At 68.7% G+C, this 26619-nt stretch carries 25 protein-coding genes; 13 read left to right on the forward strand and 12 right to left on the reverse strand.

Annotated features, from left to right (window positions below; translation table 11 throughout):
- Window positions 1-100: 100 nt before the first annotated feature.
- The 4 genes from SY2F82_RS16955 to SY2F82_RS16970 all read left to right on the forward strand — a co-directional run bounded on the left by SY2F82_RS16955 (window position 101) and on the right by SY2F82_RS16970 (window position 4781).
- Window positions 101-844, forward strand: coding sequence for a class I SAM-dependent methyltransferase (locus tag SY2F82_RS16955; protein ID WP_236041578.1), 744 nt, complete (start codon window positions 101-103; stop codon window positions 842-844).
- The gene (locus tag SY2F82_RS16960; RefSeq protein WP_200419903.1) at window positions 841-2328 is read left to right on the forward strand and encodes a glycosyltransferase 87 family protein; all 1488 of its coding nucleotides are present in this window, start codon (window positions 841-843) and stop codon (window positions 2326-2328) included. Before SY2F82_RS16955 ends, SY2F82_RS16960 begins: the two co-directional genes overlap by 4 nt.
- 629 nt (window positions 2329-2957) lie before the next feature.
- A complete protein-coding gene (locus SY2F82_RS16965) occupies window positions 2958-3761 on the forward strand; it encodes a DUF6042 family protein (protein WP_200419904.1) in 804 nt (267 codons plus the stop codon).
- A gap of 228 nt (window positions 3762-3989) precedes the next feature.
- Complete coding sequence (locus SY2F82_RS16970; RefSeq protein WP_236041538.1) at window positions 3990-4781, forward strand: amidohydrolase family protein; 792 nt, start codon at window positions 3990-3992, stop codon at window positions 4779-4781.
- Between the two features lie 280 nt (window positions 4782-5061).
- On the opposite strand, the gene SY2F82_RS16975 is transcribed toward SY2F82_RS16970, so the two are convergent.
- Both SY2F82_RS16975 and SY2F82_RS16980 read right to left on the reverse strand, forming a co-directional pair.
- Window positions 5062-5502 carry a MarR family transcriptional regulator gene (locus SY2F82_RS16975; protein ID WP_200419906.1) on the reverse strand — a complete coding sequence of 147 codons (441 nt, stop codon included), beginning with the start codon at window positions 5500-5502 and terminating at the stop codon, window positions 5062-5064.
- The gene (locus SY2F82_RS16980) at window positions 5499-5993 is read right to left on the reverse strand and encodes a MarR family winged helix-turn-helix transcriptional regulator (RefSeq protein WP_200419907.1); all 495 of its coding nucleotides are present in this window, start codon (window positions 5991-5993) and stop codon (window positions 5499-5501) included. Before SY2F82_RS16980 ends, SY2F82_RS16975 begins: the two co-directional genes overlap by 4 nt.
- Before the next feature lie 286 nt (window positions 5994-6279).
- Here SY2F82_RS16980 and SY2F82_RS16985 point away from each other — a divergent pair, with 286 nt between their 5' ends.
- On the forward strand, window positions 6280-6558 hold the full coding sequence (locus SY2F82_RS16985) for a GlsB/YeaQ/YmgE family stress response membrane protein (RefSeq protein ID WP_200419908.1): 279 nt from the start codon (window positions 6280-6282) through the stop codon (window positions 6556-6558).
- Between the two features lie 345 nt (window positions 6559-6903).
- Here the strand turns inward: SY2F82_RS16985 and SY2F82_RS16990 are convergent, their stop codons facing one another.
- Window positions 6904-7683 (reverse strand): NAD(P)H-dependent oxidoreductase, encoded by a 780-nt coding sequence (locus SY2F82_RS16990; protein WP_200419909.1) that lies wholly within the window; start codon window positions 7681-7683, stop codon window positions 6904-6906.
- Between the two features lie 138 nt (window positions 7684-7821).
- On the opposite strand from SY2F82_RS16990, the gene SY2F82_RS16995 reads away from it, so the two are divergent.
- A complete protein-coding gene (locus SY2F82_RS16995) occupies window positions 7822-8658 on the forward strand; it encodes a helix-turn-helix transcriptional regulator (protein WP_200419910.1) in 837 nt (278 codons plus the stop codon).
- A 272-nt stretch (window positions 8659-8930) separates the two neighbouring features.
- Window positions 8931-9911: a DUF5996 family protein gene (locus SY2F82_RS17000; RefSeq protein ID WP_200419911.1), complete on the forward strand. Its 981-nt coding sequence runs from the start codon at window positions 8931-8933 to the stop codon at window positions 9909-9911.
- An 86-nt stretch (window positions 9912-9997) separates the two neighbouring features.
- On the opposite strand, the gene SY2F82_RS17005 is transcribed toward SY2F82_RS17000, so the two are convergent.
- The gene (locus tag SY2F82_RS17005) at window positions 9998-10195 is read right to left on the reverse strand and encodes a transposase (RefSeq protein ID WP_200419912.1); all 198 of its coding nucleotides are present in this window, start codon (window positions 10193-10195) and stop codon (window positions 9998-10000) included.
- A 326-nt stretch (window positions 10196-10521) separates the two neighbouring features.
- On the opposite strand from SY2F82_RS17005, the gene SY2F82_RS17010 reads away from it, so the two are divergent.
- Together SY2F82_RS17010 and SY2F82_RS17015 are read left to right on the forward strand one after the other, a co-directional pair.
- Window positions 10522-10980, forward strand: coding sequence for a MarR family winged helix-turn-helix transcriptional regulator (locus tag SY2F82_RS17010; RefSeq protein WP_200419913.1), 459 nt, complete (start codon window positions 10522-10524; stop codon window positions 10978-10980).
- Between the two features lie 328 nt (window positions 10981-11308).
- The gene (locus tag SY2F82_RS17015) at window positions 11309-11932 is read left to right on the forward strand and encodes a hypothetical protein (RefSeq protein WP_200419914.1); all 624 of its coding nucleotides are present in this window, start codon (window positions 11309-11311) and stop codon (window positions 11930-11932) included.
- Window positions 11933-12534: 602 nt separating this feature from the next.
- Here the strand turns inward: SY2F82_RS17015 and SY2F82_RS17025 are convergent.
- Window positions 12535-13266, reverse strand: coding sequence for a dienelactone hydrolase family protein (locus tag SY2F82_RS17025; RefSeq protein WP_200419915.1), 732 nt, complete (start codon window positions 13264-13266; stop codon window positions 12535-12537).
- Between the two features lie 197 nt (window positions 13267-13463).
- On the opposite strand from SY2F82_RS17025, the gene SY2F82_RS17030 reads away from it, so the two are divergent.
- Window positions 13464-13685 carry an RICIN domain-containing protein gene (locus SY2F82_RS17030; protein WP_268980395.1) on the forward strand — a complete coding sequence of 74 codons (222 nt, stop codon included), beginning with the start codon at window positions 13464-13466 and terminating at the stop codon, window positions 13683-13685.
- A 703-nt stretch (window positions 13686-14388) separates the two neighbouring features.
- Here SY2F82_RS17030 and SY2F82_RS17035 read toward each other — a convergent pair.
- Entirely contained in the window at window positions 14389-15651 is a 1263-nt protein-coding gene (locus SY2F82_RS17035; RefSeq protein WP_200419916.1) for a SpoIIE family protein phosphatase, read from the reverse strand.
- Window positions 15652-16239: 588 nt separating this feature from the next.
- On the opposite strand from SY2F82_RS17035, the gene SY2F82_RS17040 reads away from it, so the two are divergent.
- Window positions 16240-16953: an SDR family NAD(P)-dependent oxidoreductase gene (locus SY2F82_RS17040; RefSeq protein WP_200419917.1), complete on the forward strand. Its 714-nt coding sequence runs from the start codon at window positions 16240-16242 to the stop codon at window positions 16951-16953.
- A 32-nt stretch (window positions 16954-16985) separates the two neighbouring features.
- The gene (locus tag SY2F82_RS17045; protein ID WP_200419918.1) at window positions 16986-17357 is read left to right on the forward strand and encodes an SgcJ/EcaC family oxidoreductase; all 372 of its coding nucleotides are present in this window, start codon (window positions 16986-16988) and stop codon (window positions 17355-17357) included.
- Window positions 17358-17810: 453 nt separating this feature from the next.
- Here the strand turns inward: SY2F82_RS17045 and SY2F82_RS17050 are convergent, their stop codons facing one another.
- The 5 genes from SY2F82_RS17050 to SY2F82_RS17070 all read right to left on the reverse strand — a co-directional run bounded on the left by SY2F82_RS17050 (window position 17811) and on the right by SY2F82_RS17070 (window position 23975).
- On the reverse strand, window positions 17811-18755 hold the full coding sequence (locus tag SY2F82_RS17050; protein ID WP_200419919.1) for a C45 family autoproteolytic acyltransferase/hydolase: 945 nt from the start codon (window positions 18753-18755) through the stop codon (window positions 17811-17813).
- Window positions 18756-18857: 102 nt separating this feature from the next.
- Complete coding sequence (locus tag SY2F82_RS17055) at window positions 18858-19988, reverse strand: serine hydrolase (RefSeq protein WP_200419920.1); 1131 nt, start codon at window positions 19986-19988, stop codon at window positions 18858-18860.
- Window positions 19985-21856, reverse strand: coding sequence for an asparagine synthase (glutamine-hydrolyzing) (gene asnB, locus SY2F82_RS17060; protein WP_200419921.1), 1872 nt, complete (start codon window positions 21854-21856; stop codon window positions 19985-19987). Before asnB ends, SY2F82_RS17055 begins: the two co-directional genes overlap by 4 nt.
- A 39-nt stretch (window positions 21857-21895) precedes the next feature.
- Entirely contained in the window at window positions 21896-23191 is a 1296-nt protein-coding gene (locus tag SY2F82_RS17065; protein WP_200419922.1) for a radical SAM protein, read from the reverse strand.
- Entirely contained in the window at window positions 23172-23975 is an 804-nt protein-coding gene (locus SY2F82_RS17070) for a hypothetical protein (RefSeq protein ID WP_200419923.1), read from the reverse strand. The genes SY2F82_RS17065 and SY2F82_RS17070 overlap by 20 nt, the downstream gene beginning before the upstream one ends.
- Window positions 23976-24512: 537 nt before the next feature.
- Here SY2F82_RS17070 and SY2F82_RS17075 point away from each other — a divergent pair.
- Window positions 24513-25268 (forward strand): HAD family hydrolase, encoded by a 756-nt coding sequence (locus SY2F82_RS17075; protein WP_200419924.1) that lies wholly within the window; start codon window positions 24513-24515, stop codon window positions 25266-25268.
- Window positions 25269-25295: 27 nt separating this feature from the next.
- Here the strand turns inward: SY2F82_RS17075 and SY2F82_RS17080 are convergent, their stop codons facing one another.
- A complete protein-coding gene (locus SY2F82_RS17080) occupies window positions 25296-26045 on the reverse strand; it encodes a helix-turn-helix transcriptional regulator (RefSeq protein ID WP_236041541.1) in 750 nt (249 codons plus the stop codon).
- Window positions 26046-26619 lie beyond the last annotated feature (574 nt).

Here is a 26619-nt window from a genome sequence, read left to right on the forward strand (position 1 = left end):
AACGCGCACTGGCGGCACCGCAGGGACGGAACTGGTGGAGCGAAGCGCATCAGAAGAGAACGTCCTGCACGTCACGCTGCCATCCCAGCCCCAAGCCCCCCTGCAGCGCGCTGATCGGCCGGCGCCCGTCGAGCCGGGGGAGCCCTGGACGGACGACCCCTACGACCGTGCCCTGCGTGTCGGCCGCGGCCCGTTGTATCTGCGCCGCATGACACCGCCCACCGAGGTGGTGGCCGAGCTGCTGCCGCTGGACGTGGAGCGCTTCTGCGCCGCGCCCGACGCCGCTGACACAGCCGTACTGCACCGTTGCACCGGGCCCGTCCTGGACGTCGGCTGCGGGCCGGGACGTCTCGTGGCCGCCCTGGCCGCCCGGGGCGTACCCGTGCTCGGAGTGGACATCAGTCCGGCCGCCGTCGCGCGGACCCGCCACCGAGGCGGAACCGCCCTGCAACGGTCCGTCTTCGACCGACTGCCGAGAGAGGGCCGCTGGGGGACGGCCTTGTTGATGGACGGCAACGTCGGCATCGGCGGCGACCCGGCGGCGCTGCTCGCCCGCCTGCGCCGACTGCTCCGCCCCGGTGGGCGCCTGCTGGCCGAAGTCGCCCCGCAGGACGTGGACGAACGTCTCACCGTCCGCGTCGAGGACGCCCACGGCCGGCACGGACGCCCCTTTCCCTGGGCCCGCCTCGGCGCCACGGCCCTGCTGCACGCCGCCGACGCCACCGCGTGGATCCTCACCGGCCGGTGGACAACCGGCAACCGCACCTTCCTGGAACTCCATCGCCCCCACCCGGGGGCCGACGCCACCCACGCCATGCCCCAGGGAGGGCCGGACCGCCCATGACCGACACTGCCGCCCCGCACCGCCACGACCCCGGGCGCTCCGTTGCGCCCCCGCCCCCGCGTCCCACCGCGCGAGCGACACCACCCAGGGCCCGGATCCGAATCTCCGCCACCGCGGTCCTGCTTGCCGCCCTGACGGCCATTGTCGTCAACACCCTCCGTGCAGGGGACAGTCACAGCGCCCCTGGTCGCCTGCTCGGCGGATACGCCGTCGCCTGGGCCCTGTTCGCCGCAGCCGCATGGACCGTGCGCAAGGTCCCGGCCCGCGCCGCGACCGTCCTCGTCCTGACAGGTTCGGCCGCACTCGCCCTGGCCGGGCTCACCGCGCAGCCGCGCACCAGCGACGACATGTACCGCTACGCCTGGGACGGCCGTGTGCAGGCAGCCGGTATCTCCCCGTATGCCTACCCGCCCGCCGCACCTGAACTCGCACGCCTGCACGACCACTGGCTGTTCCCCACCCAAGAAGCCTGCAAGGGATGGGGGCTCACCCACACCAGCAGCGGCCTCTGCGTGCGCATCAACCGGCCCACCGTCCCCACCATCTACCCGCCCGTCGCCGAGGCCTGGTACCTCGCCGTCCACACGCTGTCCCCGCCGGACAGCCGCCACAAGCCACTGCAAGTGGCAGGCGCCGTCCTGGCCTTCGGCACGACCCTCGCCCTGCTCCGCGTCCCGCGCCGTCGAGCCGACCCGCAGGGAGCCCCGGCCCGGGCCGCGCTGTGGGCCTGGTGTCCGGCCATCGCCCTGGAGGCGGTCAACAACGCCCACATCGACACCCTCGGCGCTCTCCTCGTCGTGCTCGCGCTCGGCACCGCCACCACCGGGACCCGCCGTGGCGCATTGCTCGGCGCGGCGATCGCCGTCAAACTCCTCCCCGTCCTCGCCCTGCCCGGCGCCTTGTCCGGGCAACGCAGGCCCGCCACGGTCCTGCGCGTCGTCGCAGCCGCCGTCGCAGCCACCGCCCTCGCCTACCTGCCCTACGTCATCACCTCCGGCGCGCAAGTCCTGGGCTACCTGCCCGGCTACCTCCACGAGGAGGGCTACGAGCCCGGCCACGTACGCCGCTTCGCGCTGCTGCGACTGCTGCTGCCGGACGCCGCCGCAGGAGTGACCGCAGCCGCACTTGTGGCGCTCATCGGCCTGTACGTGTGGTGGCGCGGGGACCCTGCCCGCCCGTGGCGCGGCGCGCTGCTGCTCACCGGCACCGCCCTGCTCCTCTTCTCCCCGAGCTATCCCTGGTACTCCCTGCTCGTGATCGCTCTTGTGGCCATGGACGGCCGCTGGGAGTGGCTGACGGTGACCCTCGCCGGCACCGCCCTCTACCTCGCCGGCCGGCTCCTGCCCGGATTCCCCCTCCAGGCATGGGCCTACGGCACCGCGGCATTCGTGATCGCCGCCGGGGCGTGTCTGCGCCACGGCCGTGCACGCGAAATCCTGCGGCCCCACGTCAGCAACCGGCGCTTGGGCGGCGAGCGGACCTGACGGTGCGGCCACGGACGACACTCTCATCCGGGGCCTCCCCACCGACAACCGGTGCCGAGCAGGACGCATGGCGCTGCTCCTCATCGTGCGGCACCGCCCCGGAACGAGTGTGGACACGCCGCGGCGAGCCGGACGCCCTCCGCACGCCCGGCGAGTGAGGCGACGGGAGACGAGGTGCTCTTCCGGTGTCCCTGCTGCCGTTGGCCGACGCCACAGTGGACGGAAGGCCCCCGCGCCGGTCAGCAGTCGTCCGACCCGCGGGCGGAAACCGGCGGACGGAAGCACGCATACATGCAGCAGCACGCGTCCACTCCGGACAGCCGGTATCTCACCGCCGCCCGGCAGCGGTTCCATGAAGGCGGCTTCCCGGATGACGCAGTTGGTTCCAGCGCCCGCTGTGAGAGTGGCGATACCTGAGCATGCCGGTGGCGGTCTGAGCACCCGGATGGCGGCACAAGCTGTGACCCGGGCATTCCGCCTGCGTTGTCCAGCCGTGCCGGGTCCCCGCTCAACTCCACCTGCCTCGGCCGCCACCCCCGGGACGCCGGTATGGCGAGCGTTCGCGCCATCGGCGCCGCCGAAGCCCGAACCACCACCCACCGACCGAGATGCCGCGGAGGGAAGTCAGCATGACGACGGAGCCTTTGACCGACTGGTCGCAGGACCACCGAGAGCAGCACTTCCACAGTGTGATCGGCGGCGGCTGGCTTCGCATGCCCCCGCCCATGCTGGGGCTGTTGCTGGCGGCCCTCACCGGTAGGGGGAGGCCCTTGACGCGGGAGGAACTGCGCCCATTCCTACGCAGCAGCGTCAACCCCTCCGGTGACTGGCAGGCCTCCTGTTGGGAAGACGGAGACGAGCGTGAGGGGAAGGACTTGACGGATCTACGGGCAGCTCAGGCGGCCACTTCGACCCGCTACGCGGCTCACTACGGGTTGCCGCCGCTGTCCACGCTCAACGACATGCTGACCCTCATGATCGCCGCCGGGCTCGTTCACGAAATCCCCGACGCGGACGGTCACACTCGCCTGTACCCCGCGTTTCCGCTGCCGGCCCCTCACGAGGTCTTCCCCCTGGACGACAAGGAGTTGAGCGCGCAGCAAGCGCTGCGCCGCCACCATGCCTATGGGGGCGATTCCTCCCGGATCATCGCCTTGTTCGATCCAACGGGCCTGCGACACCAGGAGATCACTACGAATCTCGACCGCCTGGCACACGTGATCGACGGCCATGCGCACGATGCCCGCCAAGCGGTCCTTCTCCTCCTCGAGGGACCAGACTTCACGGCCACCACAAACATCTCTGAGGTCGCCCCGCACAAGGTCTTCCAGCTGCGCTGCGACTGGGACACATTCCACGCCCACCGCATCCGACGCGGGCGGCAGGGACGGATCGCGGCCACCGTCCCCACGGACGGAAATGACAGCACCTGAGAGAGGACGCCACCGCGACCGGTGGTGAAGGACGAGAACGGGGCGCTGCCTCGCCGCTGCGCCCGCCGAGGGGAACGGCAGCAGATCCGAAGGGGGCGCCGTAGGACGGTGGCTGCGGACGGCACCTACGATTAGGCTTGCGGTAAGCGATCGCTCAGCCGACTCGGCGCAGGACGGCCGAGCGCCAGCAGAGAGGCCGGGAACCTCGTGCCAGTCATCGATGCCTGGATGCAGCACCCCACGCTCTGTCACTCCAACCACGAGATGTTCGAGTCGTTGCGCAGGTGGACGGGGCTGGGGGTGCTGGAGGAGCCGTTGCCGGTGAAGGCCACCGTGGCCGCGATGGCCGCGGCCGATGTCGAGATCGGACTGTCGGCGGCCTGGTACGGCCCCCAAGGGCCGCTCATCAGCAACGACGAGTTGGCCGAGTTCGTCGCCCAGTCCGACGGGCGGCTGCGAGGGGTGGCCGGCGCGGATCTCACCCGGCCGGTCCAGGCCGTACGCGAACTGCGCCGCGCGGTGCGGGAACTCGGCTTCGTGGCTCTGCGGATCGTGCCCTGGCTGTGGCAGCTCCCGCCCACCGACCGCCTGTACTACCCGCTGTACGCCGCCTGCGTCGACCTCGGCATCCCCTTCTGCACCCAGGTCGGCCACACCGGCCCGCTGCGCCCGTCCGAGACCGGCCGTCCCATCCCCTACATCGACCAGGTCGCGCTCGACTTTCCCGAATTGACCATCGTGTGCGGACACATCGGCTACCCCTGGACCACCGAGATGATTGCAGTGGCCGACAAGCATGCCAACGTCTACATCGACACCAGCGCCTACACCACCCGCCGCTACCCCCGCGAGCTGGTCGACTACCTGCGCGGCCGAGGCCGCCGGAAGGTGCTGTTCGGCAGCAACTATCCCATGATCACCCCGGGCCGGGCACTGGAGCACATCGGCGAACTGGGCCTTGACGAGGAGGCAACCGAGCTGTTCCTGTCCGGCAACGCCCGACGGGTCTTCAGCCTCTGATCAACGCCTCGCGCAGTGGCCCCGGCGGTCGGTGGTCTGAGCCACGGCCCGTGGGTCGTCATTTCGTGGCTCCCTGAGCGAAGCCGTTGCAGATGTGGCGCTGAACGAACAGGAAGACGCCGGCGACCGGACCACCGCCCTGTCCGAGCCAGGCCTGAGCTGACCGGCTCGGTCGGGCGGCGATGCCACCGCAGTGGTCGATCTCTGCTTCAGGACGCCGCCTTGCAGAAGAACCGAATCCGGAGCGCTTCGACAGCTGCGGTACCGCCCTGACGGAACGTCAGGCCAGTGCCGCCAACTCGGCGTTGGCGCGCTCGGTGACCAGGGCGAGGACGCGGCCGGCGGCGGCGAGGTCCTCGGCGGGTATTCCGCCCCAGATGCGGGCCGAGATGGGGGCGGTCTCCGCGCCGACGGCGGCGGTCAGCTCGCGGCCTGCGTCCGTGGGGTGAACGTGCGCGCCGTCCTCGACGAGCAGCTGCTTGGTCAGCAGTTCGTCGAGCGTGGCGCGGATGTCGGCCGCATCGGCCTTGAGGGAGCCTCGGACCTGGGTGACGAGATCGCCCGGCGTCTGCGGGGCGTCGGCGGTGATGGCGGCACGCAGGATGATCTGTTGCTGGAACGTGATGCCGTGCCGGGCCAGGACGTGCTCCAGTACGCCGCGGGCGGCGTAGTGGGCCAGGCCGAGGGCGCGGGCGTCGGCGACGGGTGCGGTGGTGGTCATGGTGTTCCCCCCTGAGTGGTCTCGTCGATCGATAGGGATGGAGCGAGAGGTGCGTCGAGCAGGGCCGTCAGCTCGTGGGTGAACGCGCGCGTCCGCGGGGCGTCGACGCCACCGAGCGGCTCCAGCAACTGCTGAAGCAGTTCCTGGACCACCGCGATGGCCTGCCGCGTGACGGCCTGGCCCTGCTCGGTGAGGGAAAGCTGTACGGCGCGCGGATCGCGAGGGTCGCGGGTGCGCTCGATCAGGCCGGCCGACTCCAGGGCACGCGCCAGCTTCGAGACGTACAGCGCCTCAAGGCCGGTGTGGTCGGCGAGTCGGCGCTGACTGGGCCGCTCGCCGGTGCGCTGCATGCCGTGCAGCGACGCGACCAGCGAGTACTGCGCGTGGGTGAGGCCCAGCGGAGCCACCGCGCGATCGACCGCGACGCGCCACTTGTTGGCGAGCCGCCACACCAGGAAACCAGGCGTGGGACCCGGTGAACCCTTGCTCATGGCGGATAGATTACATGGCTACTATATCCATGGCTAGTATCAGATCGGCGGTTCAGCGGTCCGGGCCCAGCCGCCTGACCCCGCCACCGCCCAGCGCCCACCTCGGCACCGCTCCGCGACGGTGGTGAACTGCTCCAGCACAGCGGGCCGTTCTCGCCTTCGGGAGCCTGGTGTCGAACAGCGGGAGGGCGGCGTATCAGGAGCCGGCAGAAGGGACGTTTGTTCAAGCGCAGATGGTGCACCCGTTGAGCTAACAGAATCTTTATTCGACCAAGCGGAGACGTTCATGGGTATCATCGCGTGGATCATCATCGGGCTGCTCGCCGGAGCCATCGCCAAGGCCCTTATGCCGGGTAAGGATCCCGGCGGAATCATCGTCACCATGCTCATCGGCATCGTCGGTGGTCTGCTCGGGGGCTGGCTCGGCAAGGTCATCTTCGGAGTCGACTCCATCGACGGGTTCTTCGACCTCTCCACTTGGGTCGCTGCGATTGTCGGTTCCCTGATCCTGCTTGCCCTGTACCGCCTCGTCACCGGTAACCGACGCTCGCACCGTCACGCGTGACCGGCTCATAGCCTCATGCACCTGGACGGCTCTCTCCCATTCGTGGGATGGGAGCCGTCGGTGCGTCTGCCCGGGGCCTCTGCAGCCCTGCATCCGCCCCCCGGTGGTTGGCGGAGCGGTTCCTCGACAGCTCCACTCCACAGCGCTGTGACGTGTCCTGGCCCACCGCCAAGCGGTGGGCCACGGCGGCTTCTTGCCTCGCACGCAGGTCACGGCCGGAAGTCAGGCAGTTGCCGGGGCACTTGCCTCACCAGCCTCACCAGGTCGGCCGTGGGCTTCCAGGGGCCGAGCTGACGGTACCGACCACGGCGCCGGTCGTCAGGTCGTCCTGTGCATCGTCGGCGGTCAGCCGCGCACGTGCAGTGCGAAACCCGTGCGGCCCGCGGGCTCCAGACCCTCCTTCAGGTGCAGCGAGGGGATCTCGTAATCGCCGAAGTTCTGTGGCCGGAACGGGATCGGCTCGGTCGACTCCAAGGTGAGCAGACGCTGCTCCCAGGCCTTGGCGATGTCCGGGTAGTCCTCGCTGGTCATCCGGTCGGCGCCGTACAACACGAACGGCGGCAGCACCTCGATGCCCGGGTAGTAGAGGATGCCGTGGTGGATCGGGAACAGCTGATCGTCGATGGGGCCGTTGATCCCCCGAGCGGCATAATGCGACTCCGGGCCGCCGGCGGTCACCGACAGCAGAGCCTTCCTGCCCGCGAGGGTGCCTTCACCGAAGCGCTCGCCGTACTTGGTGTCGCTGTGCTCGCCGACGCCGTACGCGAAGTGATAGGTGAACACCCGGTCCACCCAGCCTTTGAGGATCGCGGGCATCGTGTACCACCACAGCGGGAACTGGAAGATGATCGTGTCGGCCCACAGCAGCTTCTCCTGCTCGGCGAGGACGTCCGGAGTGAGCGTCCCTGCGTCGAAGGCCCGGCCCGAGTCCCGGGCGACCTTCAGCCGACTTGATGCGTTCGGGCCGTAGTCCGCGGCGTCCACGACCGCCTTCCAGTTCATCGCGTACAGATCGCTCACCCGTACCTCGTGCCCGGCGGTCTCCAATGTGGACACCGCGAGGTCCTTCAACGAGCCGTTGAGCGACTTCGGCTCCGGGTGGGCGTAGACGATCAGCGTCTTCATGGGAACTCCTTCGGATCGGGTGCCTTCGATCCTGGGCGCCGCGGCGCCCGGCGTTCAGGGGCTCCTCTTCCGTCGGACGGGACTTCCTGGTAATGGCAGGACCACCTTCACGGGCGCCGCCGAAGCCATACTGGGGACATGGACGATCTTGCGACCTTCCTCCGGACCCGGCGTTCCCGGGTCGACCCTGCGGTCGTCGGCATCCCCACAGACAGCCGCCGCCGGGTCGAAGGGCTGCGCCGCGAAGAGGTCGCGCATCTGTCCGGAGTCAGCGTCGACTACTACGTACGCCTGGAACAGGGCCGCGCGACCCAGCCCTCCGAGCAGGTCCTTGACGCGCTCTCCCGCGTCCTCGGCCTCGACGAGACCGAACGCGGGCACCTCTACCGGCTCGCCCGGCAGCGCCGCCGCCGCGCGAAGGCGCCGGGCGGGCGGGTCCGGCCGGAACTGCTGCGCGTCCTGGACCTGGTCGCCGACGCACCCGCGCTGATCATGGACCACCGCATGGACGTGCTCGCCGGGAACCGCCTCGCCGGGCTCCTCTACGGCCGGCCGATGCCGGGCCTGAACACCGCCCGGCACATCTTCCTGGAGGAGGCCGAGCGCGGCCTTTACGCGGACTGGGAGAACTGCACCCTCGACGTGGTCGGGCACTTGCGCCTGGCCGCCGGCAAGTACCCCGAGGACCCTCGACTGGCCTCGCTCATCGGCGAGCTGGCGATGGGCAGCGAACGCTTCCGCCGCCTCTGGGCCCGCGCGGACGTGCGCGCCCGCACACATGGACGCAAGGCGTACCGGCACCCGCTGGTCGGACTGCTGGAACTGCACCAGGAGAACTTCGCGCTGCCGGACGAATCGGGCATGGAGCTGCTGGTGCTGTCCGCGGCTCCCGGCAGCCCCGCCGAGGACGGGCTGCGCTTGCTCGCGGGCCTGGGCGCGGACAGCGGTGACGCACATCCCGCGGCATCGCGCTGACGACGGCACTGCCCTGCCCCCGGTGGATCCGAGTACCAGCACCGCTGGTCGACATTCATGGTCAAGAATCCCGCCGAATCGGCTACAGGTCGCCGCCCCCAGTGAAACCGGGCCGTTGGATCACTGTCCTGGCCGAGGCAGGCGCAGCGGCTGCTCGCATGCCAGGCGTTCCGGTCCGATGGCCGGTGAGCCGCGCCGGGTTGCTCGATTCTTCGGCTGGGGGCAGCGTGGTCGGTATCGGTCAGTTGTCCTGGGAGGAGTGCGCTGTGGCCATGGTCTCCCATGGGGCGTCGCGGACGATGTGGCCGCGGCTGCGGGTCGCCGACTGGACAGAGACCCGGGACACACTGCACATGTGGACCCAGATCGTCGGCAAGATCCGGCTGGCGCACGCGCCCCTGGTCAATCACTGGTGGCAGGTCACCCTGTACGTCAGCCCGCGCGGCCTGACCACATCGGCGATCCCCTACCGCTCAGGGGTCTTCGACATCGAGTTCGACTTCCTCGACCATCAGCTGTGTGTCCGCAGCAGCGACGGCGCCAACCGCAGCGTGGCCCTGGAGCGGAGACCGGTGGCCGACTTTTACCGCGAGACGATGCACGCCCTGGGTGAGCTGGGCATTGAGACAAAGATCCAGGCGTCTCCGAACGAGGTGGACCCGGCGATCCCCTTCGATGAGGACTACCAGCACGCTTCCTACGACCCGAGCGCCGCCCAGCTCTTCTGGCAGCAGTTGCTGCAGGCAAATCGGGTGCTGGGGGAGTTCCGCTCGTACTTCGTCGGCAAGGTCAGCCCGGTGCACTTCTTCTGGGGTGCCATGGACCTGGCCTGCACGAGGTTCTCAGGACGGGCTGCCCCGCCGCACCCTGGCGGCGCCCCGAACTGCGGTGACTGGGTGATGGCGGAAGGCTACTCCCGCGAGCTGAGCAGCTGTGGGTTCTGGCCCGGCGGCGGTGAAGAGGGGGCCTTCTACTCGTACGCCTATCCCGAACCGGATGGCTTCGCCTCGCAGCCGGTCACCCCGGCCGACGCGTTCTACAGCCGTGACCACGGTCAGTTCCTTCTCCCGTACGAGGCGGTGCGTACCGCAGCCGACCCGGACCGGGCACTGGCCGGTTTCCTGCACACGACCTACAAGGCTGCTGCCGAACGCGGCGGCTGGGACCGGGCGGCCCTTGAAGAGGACCCGAACAGGTGGCGACAGCACCGTGGATCATCACCCACAGTGAGCGTACATGACGATCCGCAATGACCTGGCGGCAGCGGTGGACCGGCCCAGAGGTGGGGCCGTCCGGTGGCGGGGCGCTTCGCGGGGACCGGCAGCCATGGGCGTTGGCCTCACCACCTGCTGCACGGACGGTCCCACGCGGGAAAGTCCGCCGGCATGGCACGCCAGACGATGCCGCCCGCGATCAGGCGGCGGATGGCGTTGATCATCTCCCGGTGGCAGTAACCTTCCGGCTGCTCGCCCCTGCCCTCCAGCCATCCCGGCACGGGCAGCGAGTTGCGGATCTCGGCCCACTCGGCGTCGGTCATGTCCGACGGGTAGCGTCGCACACGCAGCGGACGGTCGGCCGCATTGCCGTACACGTGCGCGAGGCAACCACACCACGTGCCAAGCAAGTTGGGCGACAAGGGCGCCGAAACGCAAGCCTGCGGCACAGGGCCTCCTGACGCTCGAAGGACTTCAGCAATCTGGCACGCAACCGTCCAGCGGCTGGCAGACGCCGCGATCCCAGAAGCCCTGTTCCAGGGGCAGTGGCAGAACCGAAGAACCGAACCGGCGTTGACCTCAAGTTGAGTTGAGGTCCTATGGTCGGTCTTCGTCGATCCAGCTCAGTGCAAAGTTGGAGGTACTGGCCATGGAGTACTCGCACAGTGACGCCGAACTGATCCAGCAGCCCATCGGCTACTGGACTTGGGCGGCCTACAAGGCCACCGTCACCCGCACCCGGGCCGCCCTCGCGGAGATCGGCCTTACCCAACCGCAGTGGTGGGTCCTCGCGCAGGTCGCGCGCGCCGACACCGTCAAGACCCGCGACGAGGTGTCCAGCCTCCTCCGGAACTACCTCGACACGGGTTCGGCAACCATGGAGTCAGAGATCGACAGGACCATCGCCCAGGGCTGGATCACCGAGGACGTCGACGGACGCCTGGGCATCACGGCCGAGGGCAGGGCGTTCTACGACAAAGCCGCAGCCCTTCAGGACGAACTGTGGGCGGAACGGCATGCGGGCATCTCTGACGAGGAGTACCTGACCACCCTGAAAGTGCTGCAGCGATTCATCCACAACACGGGCGGGCAGGCCTGGCACCACTAGGGCGTGTGTCGAATGTGCTGGTCACAGCCACTCGTTGAGGGCTGCGATCGGCACGGTCGCCTCGTAGCGGGACGGCGAGCTCGTATCTCGTGGCGACCGCGCGGTGGCGCTTGGGCCGATTGATGCCGCATTCGCTCGCGGTTGGGCGCGGGCGGCGACCTCGGGCACCACCCCGCCGCACCGAGCGTGCTCGTCCATGCTCGACTTGCGAGCGGTGCTCGCGGCGCTTTCGCATCATGGCCAGGCAGGGAAGCTCTCGACTCATCAGAACCACGCCCGGCCTCTACTCACTAGAGTCAGGGGCCTTGGAGAGTCGAGGGGGAGCTTCGTGACCTTAGCTGTGGGTTTCTTCGATCTGTTCACCTATGGGATACCAGGAGCACTGCATCTATCTTTGATCATTTACGTGCTCGCACGCTTGCAGATCATCGATCTCACCAGTCTGGCCTCAGCGCCGTCGGCACTACAAGTAGTCGGAGTCGGCGTTGGCAGTTACCTGTTGGGGCATCTCGCCTATCCGCTGAGTGCCCTCCTGGACAAGGTGGCACCGCGTTGGAACTGGAGTATCGAGGACGCTCGTCTCGATTTCGTGGCCAGAGTGCCCGAGTCCCGGGACCGAGCCTTCGTGCGCGCTGACACATCTCTGCTGTTGGCTGCGGTGGAACTCCACAACAAGGAGGCAGCGGGCGAGATCACTCGGCTTCAAGGCGTCGCGTTGATGCTGCGGAACTCGGCCCTCGCCGTGGTGTTCGCGCTCGTCGTCGCGGTGATCGAGCTCATTGTGGGACCCGATCGTGTGCTGGCAGGAAGCTGTGCGGCACTGCTACTGGTGAGCCTGACTGCCGCAGTCGGACACGGGCGCCGTGTGCGGCATTGGGACCGCCTGAAGACGCTGGAGATCTGCTTCTGGATCCCAGACATCGACGACAGATTCGGCTCCAACCGCCGGTGATCGCAGGCGCGCACCCGCGGGCCTGACATGGGGGCCCACGACTGGTTGGTCGTGGGCCCTCATGTCAGGGGGTATGTGCTGGTCACAGCCACTCGTTGATTGCCGCGACAAGGACGGTCGCCTCGTAGCCGACCGCCAACTTGTCGTACCGCGTGGCTACGGCCCGGTGCCTTGTGAGGCGGCTAATACCGCACTCGACCGCGTGCCGCTGCCGCTCGCGGTAGTCAATCGGGCCGAACTTCGGCGGCCGACCGCCAAGCGAGCCACGTTTCCTGCTGTTGCGGGCCTGGTCGGACTTGTCCGGGACGGTACAGCGGCTGCCACGCCGTCGCAGGTAGGCGCGGTTCTTGCGAGAGGCGTACGCCTTGTCCGCGCGGACCCGCCGCGGCCGAGTACGGGGCCCGCCCGTCCCCAGCCGGGGAACCCGGATGCGGCCCAGGACGACCTCGAACTGCGACGATCGACATGGGCTTTTGCGCGAGCGTCCGAGGCCATGGTCGGCCGGCTCGGTGGCGGCGCCGCCGGGTGGCTCCTTCGGCAGATCCCCCCTTTCGCGCCCCGGCAGCATGCTGCGGCGCGTCGGTCACCGCGGGCGGCAGGTATCAGGCGAGGTGCCGGGAGAAGAATCTCAGCGAGCTGTCCAGCTCCAACGCCGGTATGTCCCCATGTTTACCGGGGTTCGCGTGGAGCGTCTTGTCGGCCGAGGAGAAGGCGTCGAACAGCGCGAGGCTCTGGTCTCGCGGCACGCGCTCATCGTCCCACTGCACCAGGAACTCCACCGGGACCGTGATCCGCGTGGCGTCTGCGCCCGACGCCAAGGCTCCGCCGAGGCCCAACACGGCAGCGCGGACCCGGGGTTCGGCGGCGACGAAGGGAACGCCGAGTCCGCATCCCAGCGAGACTCCCCAGTAGCCCACCGGGCCGGCGCCGACGTGGTCGAGCTGCTGGACCGCGTCCAGAACCGTCTGCCATTCCGGGACGGTCTGGCGGGCCACGAGGGCCTGGAAAGCGGCGATGAGCGGTGCCAGTTGTTCTCCAGCCTCCACACGTGCCTGGATCTCGGTCGCGATGCGGTTGTACTGCTCGTCCACAGGCCGGTCACCATGGTTCGGCACGTCGACCGCCACCACGGCAAAATGGCACTCAGTCACGAAACGGCGGGCAAGGCCCAGAATGTCGGGGGCCTTCTTGTGCTGACCACCGCCGTGTCCCATCACGATGAGGGGACGAGTACCGGCAGCACCTTCCGGCGTCCACAGAACGCCGGGAATCTCGTTGAGGACAAAGAGCTGTTCACAGACGCCGTCGGAGGACATCTCAGAGATGAAGCGCATAAGCGTTTCAAGCCTTTCGGGGTGCCTTGCGGGCACTCCCTAGGCCATGCGGTGGAGGGAGGCCCGACCTGTCACAGTGTTGATCGGTCTCACCTCCTTGAGTTCGCAGCGATGCACGGCGGCACTGAAGGTATCACGAGGTTCTTCGGCCAGGCGCGGTCACCTCGGGCAAGGCACTGACCACCGAAGGGCTGTACCTGGACGCCAGCGGCGGCGGAACGACACCGGGCACAAAGGTCATCCTGTGGACCTGCAAGGGCAGCGCCAACCAGCAGTGGACGCCCCAGCCGGACGGCACCATCCGCGGCCTCCAGTCATGTCTCTGCCTCGACGTCACCAACGGCGCCACCGCCAACGGCACACCCACGGAGCTGTGGACCTGCACCGCCTCCGCCAACCTGCGCTGGACGACGAGCTGAACCACATCAATTGACGAGCCGTTCGAAGGCCGGCCCCGCCAGCCAACCGGCGGGGTCGGCCCTCTGCCGCACGCGAACAGTGACGCCCACAGGAGACGTGTCTCCCAGGAGCCGCTGCCGTATCCGCTCCGGAGGCCGCCGTCCTCACCGAGAACGGCCTGTGCCCCCAGCTCCACCACCCACGTGCAGACGGGCGCGAGCGAATCCAGGAGGCTGTGGCCGGGGGCGGGGCATATGTGACGCGGTGATGTGACCGGCCGTGCCTCCGTCAGGTGCGGGCGGGGCGGGGATCGGCGACAAGGGCGAGGGCCGCCTGCCGGAAGGAGTCGGCTGCTTTCTTCGGGTCGCCCGGGTAACCGCCCATGTTCGCTGAGCGTGTTGGCGAACGCGTAGCGGAACTGTGGCAACGTCAAGCCGACGGCCTTGCTGCGGTTGGCCGGGTTGCGCAGTACCGGCCAGGCCGAGCGAAGCGTGGAGAGTGGGAGCGGCAGGACGCCCTTGACCCCGGCGGAGTCGATGGCCACGCCCGCGGCACCCAGCCCGCGGTCGAGCAGGAGCTGGACGATCGGCCGCGTGGCGGAGGTCAGAGCCGAGGCAGCCACCGCGGCGGATGCCCGGAACTTGTTGCTCGGGGGTATCGGCGCGGAGCAGGTCGCGGCCGGCGAAGCCGCGGTCGGCCACCATCGATTCCCATACCGGCCGATCAGGACAGGCGGGTTATTCCGTCCAGGCGGACGACGACCATGGCGATGTCGTCGTTGGCGCCGCCGGTGACGTCGAGGCGGGCCAGGAGGGCGTCGGCGAGGTGCTCCGCGCCGAACTCGGTACAGGTGGCGAGCGTGGAGGTCAGGCGGGTCAGGCCTACGTCGATGTCCTCACCGCGGCGTTCGATCAGGCCGTCGGTGTAGAGGACGAGGGTGTCGCCGGGAGCGTAGGTCGTGGTGGCCTGGGGGCGGGGGACGTGTTCGGGGCGGGCGCCCAACGGTGGGTCGGTCGCCTGGTCGAGCAGCTCGAACGCGCCGTCCGGGTGCAGCAGGACGGGCGGAGGGTGGCCTGCGCTGCTGTAGATGAGCAGATGGCTGTGGCGGTCGATGACGACCTGGACGGCGGTGGCGGCCATTGCTCCGTCGATGGAGCGCGCGTACAACCCCAGGACCTCCAGGGCTTGGGCGGGGCCGTGGACGGTGCGGGTGGCGGCGCTCAGCGCGCTGCGGAGCATGCCCATGACGGTGGCGGCCATCAGCCCATGGCCGACCACGTCACCGACCGCCACGGTGAAGCGGTCCCCGGGCAGGTCGACCGCGTCGTACCAGTCGCCGCACACGTTCAGTGACCCGGCCGCCGGCAGATACCGCACGGCGACGTCCGGGTGCCGGGCCAGGTCCGGGGAGTGGAGCATGGCTTCTTGCAGGGCGACGGCGATGCGCCGTTCACGGGCGTGGGCCTGCCGCAGTTCCTCGTTGAGCTGCTGCAGTTGCCGCGCCCGGGCGTACAGCTCGGCTTCCATGGCCGCTTCCCGGCCGGGGCTGACCGACGGCAGGTGCGCCGTGCGGCGGGCGTGGACGACGTCGGTCATGTCCTCGGACCGGTGGATGATCCAGGCGACTTTTCCGTCCGGGTCGAGGACGGGCACGTTGATCGCGGTCCACCACCGCTCCTTGAACACCTCGGGGTTGTCGGCGACCGGGATGTCGTACTTCTGCAACGCCATGTGATCGGTCTGGCCGGAGGACAGGACACGGTGCAGTGAGGCTTTCAGCGTCGTCACTCCGTCGGCTTCCGGGTCGGCGGGGTTGTCCGGGAAGGCGTCGAAGAGGTACTGCCCGACCAGTTCGACCCGGCTCCGTCCGGTCACCTCGCAGAAGGCCGGGTTGGCATCGGCGATCACCAGGTCCGTGCCGAGCACCAGGCACGGGCTCGGAAGGGCGGTGAACACCGCCGTATAGTCGACCTCCGGTGCCGCCACACGCTTTCCCTGTGAATCGCTCCTTCTTCAATTTACGAAATTCCCAGCCCCCGCGCCTGCCGGGCGTGCTCATGGGCAGCGGGTGGCGGCTCTGTACGCTCATCCGGCGCGTGATCGGGATCTCCCTGTGATGACGCTGAGTGAACGACGGCTCCCGGTCGGCACCGCCTTCCTCCCGCGCACCCGTGCCCTGCCGGAGCGGGCTGACGACCTCAAGCCGGGCCGGAGGAGTGTCGGGATCGGAGACTGTGCGGCTCGGTTACGTCAACTGGCCGCCCCCGGGCCTGACTTCGCGGACAGCCGCGGTGGCCCAAATTAACGTGGACGCCTGGGTCGCTCCCTCGCACACCCAGGCCGCAGGTCGCCGACGGCAGCCTTGACCCCGCCGTCTGTTGAGTACGCATCGAGGACCTCAAGCAGCTCGGGATGCGGGCCCGGCTGATCGGCGCCGACCGGCCGACCTCCGCTGGGAGGCTGTGCCTCCCATGCGGTAGGAAGCCGGTCCTTCCACTGCCGGACGACCCGACCTACCTTCAGATAGGTGACCGGTCGGCTAGTGAATCGGTCATCCTCCAGGAGAAGGTCAGCATGAGCACAAAGCACCAGAAGGTCGCGATCATCACCGGCGCCTCGCAGGGCATCGGCGCCGCCCTCGTCCAGGGCTACCGCAAGCTCGGCTACGGCATCGTCGCCACCTCGCGCAGCATCGCCCCCGCCGACGACGCCGACGTCCTGACCGTCCAGGGCGACATCGCCGCCCCGGCGACCGCCGAGCGGGTCGTGACAGCCGCACTCGAGCGGTTCGGCCGTATCGACACCGTGGGCAACAACGCGGGCATCTTCGTCGCGAAGCCCTTCACCGACTACACGGCCGAGGACTACGCCACCGTGACCGGCATCAACATGGCCGGCTTCTTCCACCTCACCCGGCAGGCCCTCCCGCACCTGCTCGCTCGGGGCGCCGGGCACATCGTGAGTGTCACCACCAGCCTGGTCGACAGCCCGGACTCCCGGGTCCCCTCCGTCCTCGCCTCGCTGACCAAGGGCGGCCTGCAGTCCGCGACCAAGTCCTTGGCGATCGAGTACGCCACCCGCGGGATCCGCGTCAACGCCGTGTCCCCCGGCACCATCAAGACCCCCATGCACCCGGAGGAGACCCATGAGTTCCTCGCCGCCCTGCACCCGGTCGGCCGGATGGGTGAAGCAAGCGACATCGTCGACGCGGTGCTGTTCCTGGAGACGGCGCCGTTCGTCACCGGCGAGATGCTGCACGTCGACGGCGGCATGAGCGCCGGACACTGACCGTACACCGAGTCTTGGACCAAGGAGTGGACATGACCACCACGACCGACGACGCGGAGATCCTGAGCGGAGTGCTTGACCAGTGGAAGGCCGCGGTCGACGCGCACCAGCCCGAGCGCGTCGCCGCCCTCTTCACCGAGGACGCCGTCTTCCAGGGGCTGCACCCCTACAGCGTCGGACGCCAGGGCGTCGCCGACTACTACGACTCCCAGCCCCTCGGAATGAAGGCGGCGTACCGGATCCTCGAGACCAGGCGGTACGCCGACGACCTCGTCCTCGGCTACCTCGCCGTCGAGTTCTCATTCACGGACCGGCCCCCCTTGGACGTGAAACTCTCCGTCCTTGTCGTCCGCACCGGGGACGACTGGTCCATCGGCCACTACCAGGTATCCCGCCTGGATTAGCCTGTTCGGCCAGAACACCCCGCGTTCTGGCGCGTGTTGACACCCGCTCAACGGCGACATTCGGACCCGGATCGCGCCGCACCGTGCCCACTGAGCGGGGTGACCGGTGTGGCGTAGTGGCTCTGCCTGTGACGCCTTCCCCCACTGCGGAAGCATGCCGGCCGCTCCCTCTCCGCGGCCCGAATCCCACTGGTGTTGCGGTGGCGACGCGTCGCGTTGAAAGGAGACTGCCGCAGGTGCGGGGAGAACGCCTGCTGCGGCGGTGCCGGGGAGTGTGAGGCGATCAGGTCGTCGTCGGCGGGCAGGGTCCGCTCCCTGCCCATGCGGCCACCGTACGAAGCAAGTGGCCGCCGGTAGTCCCGTCGGCCACTGGGCAACGTCCGATGCCGGAGCGCCGAAAGTGTCTGGGTTCCGCCGGCGTGGCGTTCCTCGGCTCGAGGCCGGAAGGAGATCTCAGCCGGCCTGGCCGATCGTCATGGTGCGGGATCCCGGAGCGAAGGCGCCGAAGGACTGTTCCCAGGAATCGCCCGGCCAGTAGTAGGTCACACGGCCCTCGGAGGGACGGTAATGGGCGGTGTAGACAGTTCCCAGCCCCTCGTCGTATGCGGATTGATACAGCTGCGGCTTCAGCATCGCCGCCACATCGGTGCCGGCTGCGCGAATGGCGCTCAGCCGCTCCTGGGTCCGGGAGGACTGGTCCTGCTCGCCAGGCACCGGCATGTGCTGATGGTTGGCGGCGCAGGCGTCCGGTGCCTCAGTCAGTGAGATGTCCGGCCCCACGAACACCGTCCGCGCCTGCTCGGGATCGACAAGGGTGACGTTCTGCGGGATTGAGATCGGTAGGGACTTCAGCTTGCCGACCGCCTCGTCAACGGTGGTACACGTCTCCAACAGGTAGCGCAGGACGATGAGGATGGCGAAGCCCGGGCCGTGGACGAATCGCCCACCGAAGGTGAGTGAGACCGCGAGTCCTGCGTCGTTCATCCCGTCCAGCAAGCGCCAGACGGCATCCTGCATTCCGATCACCGGTCGCAGGAAGTGGGAGTAGACAATAGTGCCCTCACACTCATCGGGGCTGAAGTCGTAGTTGCGCAGCAGAGTGCCACCGCCACCGATCTGAGTGCAGCCCGAGAAGAACGGTCGCAAGGCCGCGAGGGTGAGGAAGGTCTCTCCTTCGGGCCGGTCGAGCTGACCGGCGAGGCGATCGAGCACGGGGACCAGCTCCGGCATGTGCTCCTCGAACAGCCTCCGAGCACGGTCCGCGCCCTCTGGGGTCCGGCTCTCCTCGTTCATCCGCCCCTCCGCGAGCGGCCACAGAGCCTGTGTATGGGTGGCCCATCTCCCGTCGCTTCCGTCGCCGATCTCGATAGCACGGAAGGTCTTCTGCTGTTGGCTCATGGCTGCCGCTCCCATGCGGATGTCCGGTGAGGTGATGGCAACCTAGCGGCCGTTTTCGCTCTGCGGCTCTCCGCGGACGAACTGGCACCGTCCTCGACTCCGTTACCGGAGGTAGCCATATCCGTAGACAATCCGCCGCACGTCGCGCCAGCAGGGCAGTTCGCCGAAAGGGTGGGCATGGGTCAGGAAGGCCACGCTCAGTCGTCGGGACGGATCCGCGAATAAGAAGCTTCCCGTCGATCCCTCCCAGCCAACCTCGCCCGGCGGCAGATTCGGCGACCCGTCGTGACCGGGGAGCACCACGGCGATGCCGAGCCCGTACCCCACATGCCGGACAGCCCGGCCGGGCAAGGGCGAAAGCACTCCGGACCGCAGGTCGCGGCCGCCCGGGATGTGGTTGGCCGTGCAGCGCCGCCAGAGCGCGCGGGGCAGGAACGTGTCCGGCTGCTCGGCCAAGGCACGCGCCAGGCCATGCAGATCGGCCGCAGTGGTGATCAGCCCACCACCGCCTGACTGCGGCGCCATGGGGTTTCCCCAGTCACGCATCACGGGCTCGGCGCGCTGCCACCCGCCTGTCTCGCCCCGCCGGTAGACGACCGCCACCGGGAAGTCGCGGTTCACATCACCCATCAGTAACGAGTCCCTCATCCCCAGCGGCTCGAACACCTCGGTGCGGAGCACTTCCTGGAGTGGCCGGCCCCTTACTTCCGCCAGGACCCAGCCCAGGACATCCGAGGCGAGGGAGTAGCTCCATGCCCGGCCGGGCGGAAACAAGCGGGGGAGCATGGAGAAACGTCGGTACAGGGCCTCGCCCATGACTCCCTCGGGAGCATTGCGCACGAATCCCGCCGCGCGGTACGCCTCGGCGACCGGGCCCTGCCGCGAGCCGTAGGTGAACCCGGCGGTGTGCGCAAGCAGATGGACCAGTCGGACCGTGCCGCCGCCCCCGTCCACCCAGCCCGGCAGGTGGTCCGCCACGGGTCCGTCGAGCCTCAGTGCACGGTCAGCGACCAGACGCAGCGCGGCGAGTGCGGTCACCACCTTGGTCACGGAGTAGACCGCGAAACGCGTCTCGGCCAGGACTGGGACCCCCGCTTCAACGTCTGCGTAGCCCTCGCGGAGGGTGATGCGCCGGCTGGGGGCGGACAGTTCGAGAGCGCAGCCCGGAACCACGCCCCCGCGCACCAGGTCCGTCAGGTAGCGGCGAAGCACCGACTCCAGCGGCGTCGTCACAGGATCCCCTCCGCCACGCGGCCCCGCCGACGGTTGGTGCCGTCGTCGCCGTCCGGGTCGCCGTCCGCCAGGAAGATACGGCACCAGTACTCGAAACACAGCAGGCTCCACAGGAGATGCCGCCGCACGGCCCGGCCCGAGACATGTTCCTCCACGAAACGCCGTACGGTCGACGCGTCGAGGAATTCCCGGCTGACCGCCCGGTCGCCGAGCAGGGTGTCCCTGACCCACTCGCGCAGCTCGCCCTTGTACCAGGAGCTCTCCGGCACCCGGAAGGCCATCTTGGGCTGCACATGGACCGCCGAGGGTACCCGGTCGGCTATCGCTGCACGCAACACCGCCTTGCCCAGGCCGTCCCGCACCAGGTGGTCGTCGGGCAGCGACGCGGCGAAGTCCGCGATGCTCGTATCGGCCAGGGGAATACGCGTCTCCACGCCGTGCGCCATGCTCATTCGGTCGTCGACGACGAGCAGTCCGGGGAGGAAGAAGCTCTGTTCCACGGCCAGCAGACGGCGGACCGGGCCGGTGTGCGCCGGTAGCGCGGCGAGCAGCGTGCGGAACTCGTCCGTCGGACGTATGGCGGCGTTCGCCGTGGCCAGTTCTCCGCTGAAGAGGGCCGACCGCTCACGCGCCGTCGTCATACGCCGCTCCCACGCGGCGGCGTAGGAGGCGAGCCACTCGTCCTCGGTGCTGTGGCCGGGCAGTTCCTTGAGGCGGCCGACGTAGCCGCCGAAGAGTTCGTCCGCGCCCATGCCGGAGAGCAGCACCCGCGCCGACGGTGCCGCGGCGCCGCTGACCCGCCATGCTCCGAAGGACATAGGCATCCGGAGGTCTTCGAGATGCCGGACCAGCGCCGCGAAGGAGCCCTGAAGATCCCGGGCTCGCAACGGCACAGTGGTGTGCCGCATGCCGTAGCCGGCCGCCAGGGCCCGGGCGGCGGTGGATTCGTCGCGGCCGGCCTCCTCGGCGTCGAGGCCGGCCGGGTTGAACCCGACGGTGAAGGTGGTGGTCCGCCGACCCTGGACAGTCAACGTGCTCACGATCGCGTTGGTGTCGACTCCGCTGCTCAGATAGGCGGCGGCTCGGGGGTGCCACTGCCTGGCCACGCTCTCTTCGAGCAGGTCGCGCAAGGCCTCGGCGGCGTCGCCGAACGACGGCGGCCGGTCACCGGGCAGCGCGTCGCGAAAAGAGGCGCTGCGCAGCACACCCCCCGCCGAGACATGGACGCAGCATCCCGGTTCGACCACCGTGATTCCCTCGAACAAGGTGCGGGGCCCCAACGGTGACTGCACGGCGAAATACTCGACGGCTGCCCGGTGATCGAGGCGGGCCGTGATCCCGGGCACCGCGAGCAGCGCCTTCACCTCCGAGGCGAAGACCACCGCTGTGGAGGTCCGGGCATAGTAGAGCGGCCGTGCCCCGAGGGGGTCCCGGAACAGGAGGAGGGACATGTCCCGCAGGTCTACGGCCGCTCCGGCGAACACACCGGACAGCCGGGCCAGGCCGCGTGTCCCGTAGCGGGTGACCAACTCGGGTACGACGTCACAGTCGCAGTCGTCCGGGCCGCTGGCGATCGGGCTCCGCAGGGCGCTGTGGTTGTAGATCTCCCCGTTGACCGCCGCGACCACCCGTCGGCGCGCGTCGGTCAGCGGCTGGCGCCCCTCGTTACGCCCCCCGACGAGTGCGAGACGAGTGTGTCCGAGTGCGGCAACGTACGGCTGCGTCGGCGAGACCGTCGACCGGCCGCGCGGTGTCACGTAGCAGATGTGGCTGCCGTCCGGCCCGCGATGCCGCAGAGTTTCCACCATGGGGGAGACGATGTCCTCGGTCAGCGGTGTGAAGGAGAACACGCCGGCGATGCCGCACATACCAACTCCGAAGTCGCCGAGGGATCAGTGAGGTGGGGCTCACGCCTGAGCCCGTCCGTTGGACAGTTCCGCCAACAACCAGCCATCGTTGTAGGTGGTGTTGGGCAGTGAGCCGATGGTGAAGAGCACGGCCTTGCGGGACCGGTCGATGAGACCGCTGTGCCACACCAGCCTGCCGTACGCCTCGGTGAATTCGAGGAGGCCGCTGGACGACAGCGGTATCCGGCCGGTCGCGTTACGTCCGGACGAGTGGTACACGGTGTACGTCGGGACGATGCCCTCCTCGGCCAGCCTCCGCATTGCGGCGAGCGTGACGCGATTCTCGTCCTCGGCGTGCCAGTGCGTGGGCGGGGAGGCATCCTTGAGCGACTGGATGCCGTATACCAGGTTGGTGTAGACGCGACCCGGCCCGAAGGGGTCGATCGCGGCCTTGAGGGCTGCCAGCATGTTGTCGAGGCCGAAGCGGCTCTTGGCCGGGGCCATGGAACGCAGCAGGTTCTCGTCGAACGTCTCGACATTGAAGTAGATCTGGTTCAGCCCTGCGCCCTTCAGCTCGCTGATCAACTCCAGGTCGCGCGGAGGCATACAGGCCACCGTGGTGTCCAGGTCGGCTGTGGCGGGCCGCTCCCTGAGGCCCGCCACGAGCTGGACGTACATCCGCACTGTGGCGTCATAGTCCGCGAGTTGGCCGCCGTTGTAGGTGATGCTCGTGATCGTGTCGTCGAGGCCGGCGGCCATCTCACTGGCGGCGAGGATCAGATCACGGTTCTTCCGGTACGGCGTCCCGGGCTCGGCCTCGTCGTCGAACGTTTCGACGATCTCGCAGAACGCGCACTTCTCGTGCGCCGTGTAGTAGCTGCAGTGGTTGGTCGGTACCACGCCCAGCAGGTCGTAACCCAGGCGCTGCACCACCGTGGACAGATCGCGTCCGCGCACCCGGTACCCGCGGAAGTCCGTCACCTTGGGGATGTGCACCGGCCGTTCCCTACCGAGGCGCGCGTTGCGTAGCAACTCCGTGCCGTCACGCAGCACCAGTTCCCAGTCGGCCTTCTCGTTGTGGCGCACCCTCGCCACGATGGGCAGGCCACCGAAGCTGGGCAGCCTGGTGAGGACGAGTTCGTAGGGCAGCGGTCGGCGGGACCGGGTCATGCCGTAGTCGTAGAGGTGTCGGCGGGTCAGGTTCATGTCCTCGACCGGCAACGTGTCTTGTTCGATCCGGACCCCGTCGGTGAGGAGGTCGCACTTGAGGGCGATGGCCTCGGCGGCCGCCGTCCGCTCGTCGGTGCCCGGTGCGTTCGTGTCGGGGACGAGACCGTCACCGGTGTGCAGGCCCATGGGGGCTCCTTTCGTACCGTGCGGGTCGGGGATCGACGGGTGCGGCGCGCAGGCAGTCCGGGCAGTGCCTGGGATGCCAGGCGTGAACGACGATGTTGTGCAGGGCGTGGACCGGTGTACTCGACGGTCGGCCTGCCGGGAGGCCGCCGGGGACGATGCTGCGGATGGCGACGGCGGCGGCCACCAGGTTGCCGCCAAGAGCGGCCACCATGTCCGCCACCACGGACAGGGTGCGGCCGGAGTGGTAGGTGGAGTCCACCAACGCGGTGCGCCCACTCGGCTGTGCCCCACGAACTCCGGCGAACAACCCGGCACCGGGGGCCTTTTCCGCCACAGCCAGCGGCAGTCGCATGTACATGGCCGTCGCCGTGGCGAGGGGGACCCCGCCCACCGCCGGTGTGAGCAGGACCTCCGGGGCATAGGGGGCCAGGAGATCCGACATGCGGGCTGCCGCCCGGCGCAGACTGACAGGATCCAACAGGTAGCGGGCCGGCGTCCCCCACAGTTCGGTGTGCCTGCCCTCCGCGGAGAAGTGGCCCGGCACCACGACCCGATCGCCCTGCCCGTCACCGTCTCTCGTGGGTATGGCCGCGGACTTCCGGCTGAATCGCCAGCGTGCGTCCCTCACATGGCCCGAGAGATAGGCGAGTGCGGGTTCGGCGACGTGCCTGTAGGGCGAGAGGGAGAGTTCGAGCAGGGCGTCCTCGTGTGCGACGGGCGCACGTGAAGACGGATCGGCACCGGTCGCACCCATGCCACGGGCCGCCGGTTGGCTGGTTTCCACGGCCCTGTCGAAAACCGCGGTCTCGCATGCGTGGGACGCTTGGGTGAGCGTGACCCAGTAGGCGGCTCGATTCCCTTTGCGTAAATGAGCCGCGGCGGTGAAGTGCATGCGCCTGGCCAAGTCGTATGAGAACAGCCCCACAATGCGCTCGGTGTCACAGCAGGCACCGGATTCCACCCGTACCAACTCCCTTGAAGCTCCCGGGTCCACGGCATCGGACGGCGCCGCCGGTGGGCGGCCGGCCGGATGGAGCGCGGCACATTGCGAATTGATCTGTGCGACGCCTGGTGGAGACTGCCGACGAGTCAACAGACCTTCGGCTGTCGTGCGCAACGGCTTCGTTCGGCACCGGGAAAAGTCCGGAAAACCCATGGCGAGCAAGGTCCGCTCGTACGTCTTTGAGCTGGGCGATCCCGACAAGATCCGGAAAACCCCAGCCGCGGTCCGGACAACGTCTCCGGCCCCGGGACGGTCAGTGCCGCCCCGGACCGCGCCCAAGGAAGGCCTGCGTCGAGCCCGCTGTGCGATGCTGTCGGTATGCCAGGGGCCGGGGCAGGACCTGAGTGGGGGAGCGGGGATCTCCGCGGAATCCTCTTCGACGTCGACGACACCCTCGTTGATCAGTCGACCAGTACCCACGACGCGCTGGTCACCCATTTGATCGACTCGGATCTGCTCGAAGGGTTTTCGAGTGCCGATGAGGCGGTCGTGACCTGGCGGGAGATCACGGAACACCACTACGCTCGTTATCTCGCGGGCGAACTGACTCTTCGCGCGCAACGGCAGGCGCGGGTCCGCGATTTCCTGACCCGGGCCGGTGTGAGGGGTGCCCGTGACCTGTCCGACGAAGCCGCCTCCGCCTGGTACTCGGGTTATGAGGCGCACAAACACAGTGGTTACTTCGCGTCCGCGGACGCCGCACCCACCCTCGAACAGCTTGCGGCGCACTACCGGCTCGGCATCGTTTCGAACTCCTCGCTCGCCCACCAGACGGAGAAGCTCGACAACGTCGGCCTGTTGGGATACTTCGGGGACGCCGTCGTGTGCGCCCGGCAGCACGGGGCCGCCAAGCCCTCACCCGGCATCTTCCACGCCGGATGTGCCCTTTTGGGGCTCAAGGCCTGCGAAGTGGCGTATGTCGGGGACAGCTACCTGACCGACGCTCTGGGGGCCCGTGACGCGGGCCTTAGAGCTGTCTGGCTGAACCGGAGCGGTCAACGCCTTACAGATCCGGCCCCGGGAGTCCGTACCATCAAGTCGCTGTACGAGCTTCTCGCCGTGCTCACTGACTGACCGGTCGACGGCCCCAGGGTGTGCCCCCTAGTTTCTGCCGCATTCCCTGAGTCCCAGCGTCCCGCGGAATTCCGGGGCCATGTAAACCTGCGAAACGTAACCTCCGCGGCCGTCGTTCCATGTGCCGTAGAACCAGAGATCCGACGTCACGCCGTGTGGATTGCGTTCTATTCCGCTGGACGTCATGTCCTCGTTCGTCAGTCGCTCGCCGTGAGCCCAGCAGGAAACGACCACCTTTGCCCCGCTCCACATGGTTGTCCCCGATAACTCGCAGCCGCGGCGGGCGCAGTGGGAGATCGTCCGGGAGGACATGTAAAGCGGTGTCGTGTCCTCGACCAAGGTCGACGGGCCGATCGCCACCTTGTTCTGCACCACGACAGTGGCGAAATCACGCGGCTTGCCGTGCTCGGACGGGATGAGGAGAAGCGCGGCTGCGACGGCGGACAACACGGTGAGAAACAGCGCGATCGTCCAGTAGGGCCACACGCGCCGGGTCCCGTCTTCTTCCGGAGGTTCGAGTTCTTTCGGCGGTTCCGGTTCTGCCGGGGCTTCGAGCGGGAGTTGCCGCGCCCACTTCGGCGCGGTGGCGGAGCCATCGCCGGCCGCCCTGGCGCGCGACAGATCGGTCCAGTATTCACGCCACTCGCCGACATCGGCACCGCATGCCCCGGCGAAGGCCAGCGTGACCGGGAGGGTGGGCAGTCGCTTCCCCGAAGCCGCCTCTTGCAGGGTACTGATGGAATAGTCCGTCTTCGCGGCCAGTTGGGCGTACGTCAACCCGGCGTCCGCCCGCACCTGCCTCAACCAGAAAGCCAGCTCGCGCGCCGGTGAACCGTCACGGTCCAGCCGTATCTCAGGACGAGCCACAGTCCCCCCAGAGCCCAACCGCCGGTGGCGAAGAGTATCTGCCGGGCACTCGCGGATTGTCCAGCATGCCGACACGTGTACCCGTACGGCCCTTTAGAGCCGGATTTGGGTCGAGATCGCGACCGGTGGCGAGGTGGTACGCGTCTCGTACGGAGGCGGCCGTGCCGGCTGGTGAGGCGGATTCGGCCGACATCTGATGATTCGGAGTGCCGCCTGTCCGATCACGCGGAGTGCCCGTCCTGTGACGGGACGCAGGTCACCGCACAGAGGATTTCAGTGCCCTGGTCGACGACGTGCAACGGCCGTCCGACACCCATCCAACCCCAATCGTCACGTTCGGTGGCACGCAGGCGTCCAACTGGCCCGGGACGAACGTCTTCCTGTCGGCGGATCAGTGGCCGACAACGGCCGGCAACGGGCACACCGGCCAGCCGTGTTTCGTTCTCGCGCCGCCATCCGTCACCAGGTCGCTGCCCTTGCCCGC

Origin of the sequence: Streptomyces sp. Y2F8-2 (genome assembly GCF_014905555.1) — a bacterium.
Taxonomy (GTDB): domain Bacteria; phylum Actinomycetota; class Actinomycetes; order Streptomycetales; family Streptomycetaceae; genus Streptomyces; species Streptomyces cynarae.

What these genes read in the sequence shown, in the direction of transcription:
- SY2F82_RS16960 (WP_200419903.1), top strand. Translation starts at nt 841, where the DNA reads ATGACCGACACTGCCGCCCCGCACCGCCACGACCCCGGGCGCTCCGTT.
- SY2F82_RS16965 (WP_200419904.1), top strand. Translation starts at nt 2,958, where the DNA reads ATGACGACGGAGCCTTTGACCGACTGGTCGCAGGACCACCGAGAGCAG.
- SY2F82_RS16970 (WP_236041538.1), top strand. Translation starts at nt 3,990, where the DNA reads ATGCAGCACCCCACGCTCTGTCACTCCAACCACGAGATGTTCGAGTCG.
- SY2F82_RS16975 (WP_200419906.1), bottom strand. Translation starts at nt 5,502, where the DNA reads ATGACCACCACCGCACCCGTCGCCGACGCCCGCGCCCTCGGCCTGGCC.
- SY2F82_RS16980 (WP_200419907.1), bottom strand. Translation starts at nt 5,993, where the DNA reads ATGAGCAAGGGTTCACCGGGTCCCACGCCTGGTTTCCTGGTGTGGCGG.
- SY2F82_RS16985 (WP_200419908.1), top strand. Translation starts at nt 6,280, where the DNA reads ATGGGTATCATCGCGTGGATCATCATCGGGCTGCTCGCCGGAGCCATC.
- SY2F82_RS16990 (WP_200419909.1), bottom strand. Translation starts at nt 7,683, where the DNA reads ATGAAGACGCTGATCGTCTACGCCCACCCGGAGCCGAAGTCGCTCAAC.
- SY2F82_RS16995 (WP_200419910.1), top strand. Translation starts at nt 7,822, where the DNA reads ATGGACGATCTTGCGACCTTCCTCCGGACCCGGCGTTCCCGGGTCGAC.
- SY2F82_RS17000 (WP_200419911.1), top strand. Translation starts at nt 8,931, where the DNA reads ATGGTCTCCCATGGGGCGTCGCGGACGATGTGGCCGCGGCTGCGGGTC.
- SY2F82_RS17005 (WP_200419912.1), bottom strand. Translation starts at nt 10,195, where the DNA reads ATGACCGACGCCGAGTGGGCCGAGATCCGCAACTCGCTGCCCGTGCCG.
- SY2F82_RS17010 (WP_200419913.1), top strand. Translation starts at nt 10,522, where the DNA reads ATGGAGTACTCGCACAGTGACGCCGAACTGATCCAGCAGCCCATCGGC.
- SY2F82_RS17025 (WP_200419915.1), bottom strand. Translation starts at nt 13,266, where the DNA reads ATGCGCTTCATCTCTGAGATGTCCTCCGACGGCGTCTGTGAACAGCTC.
- SY2F82_RS17040 (WP_200419917.1), top strand. Translation starts at nt 16,240, where the DNA reads ATGAGCACAAAGCACCAGAAGGTCGCGATCATCACCGGCGCCTCGCAG.
- SY2F82_RS17045 (WP_200419918.1), top strand. Translation starts at nt 16,986, where the DNA reads ATGACCACCACGACCGACGACGCGGAGATCCTGAGCGGAGTGCTTGAC.
- SY2F82_RS17050 (WP_200419919.1), bottom strand. Translation starts at nt 18,755, where the DNA reads ATGAGCCAACAGCAGAAGACCTTCCGTGCTATCGAGATCGGCGACGGA.
- asnB (WP_200419921.1), bottom strand. Translation starts at nt 21,856, where the DNA reads ATGTGCGGCATCGCCGGCGTGTTCTCCTTCACACCGCTGACCGAGGAC.
- SY2F82_RS17065 (WP_200419922.1), bottom strand. Translation starts at nt 23,191, where the DNA reads ATGGGCCTGCACACCGGTGACGGTCTCGTCCCCGACACGAACGCACCG.
- SY2F82_RS17075 (WP_200419924.1), top strand. Translation starts at nt 24,513, where the DNA reads ATGCCAGGGGCCGGGGCAGGACCTGAGTGGGGGAGCGGGGATCTCCGC.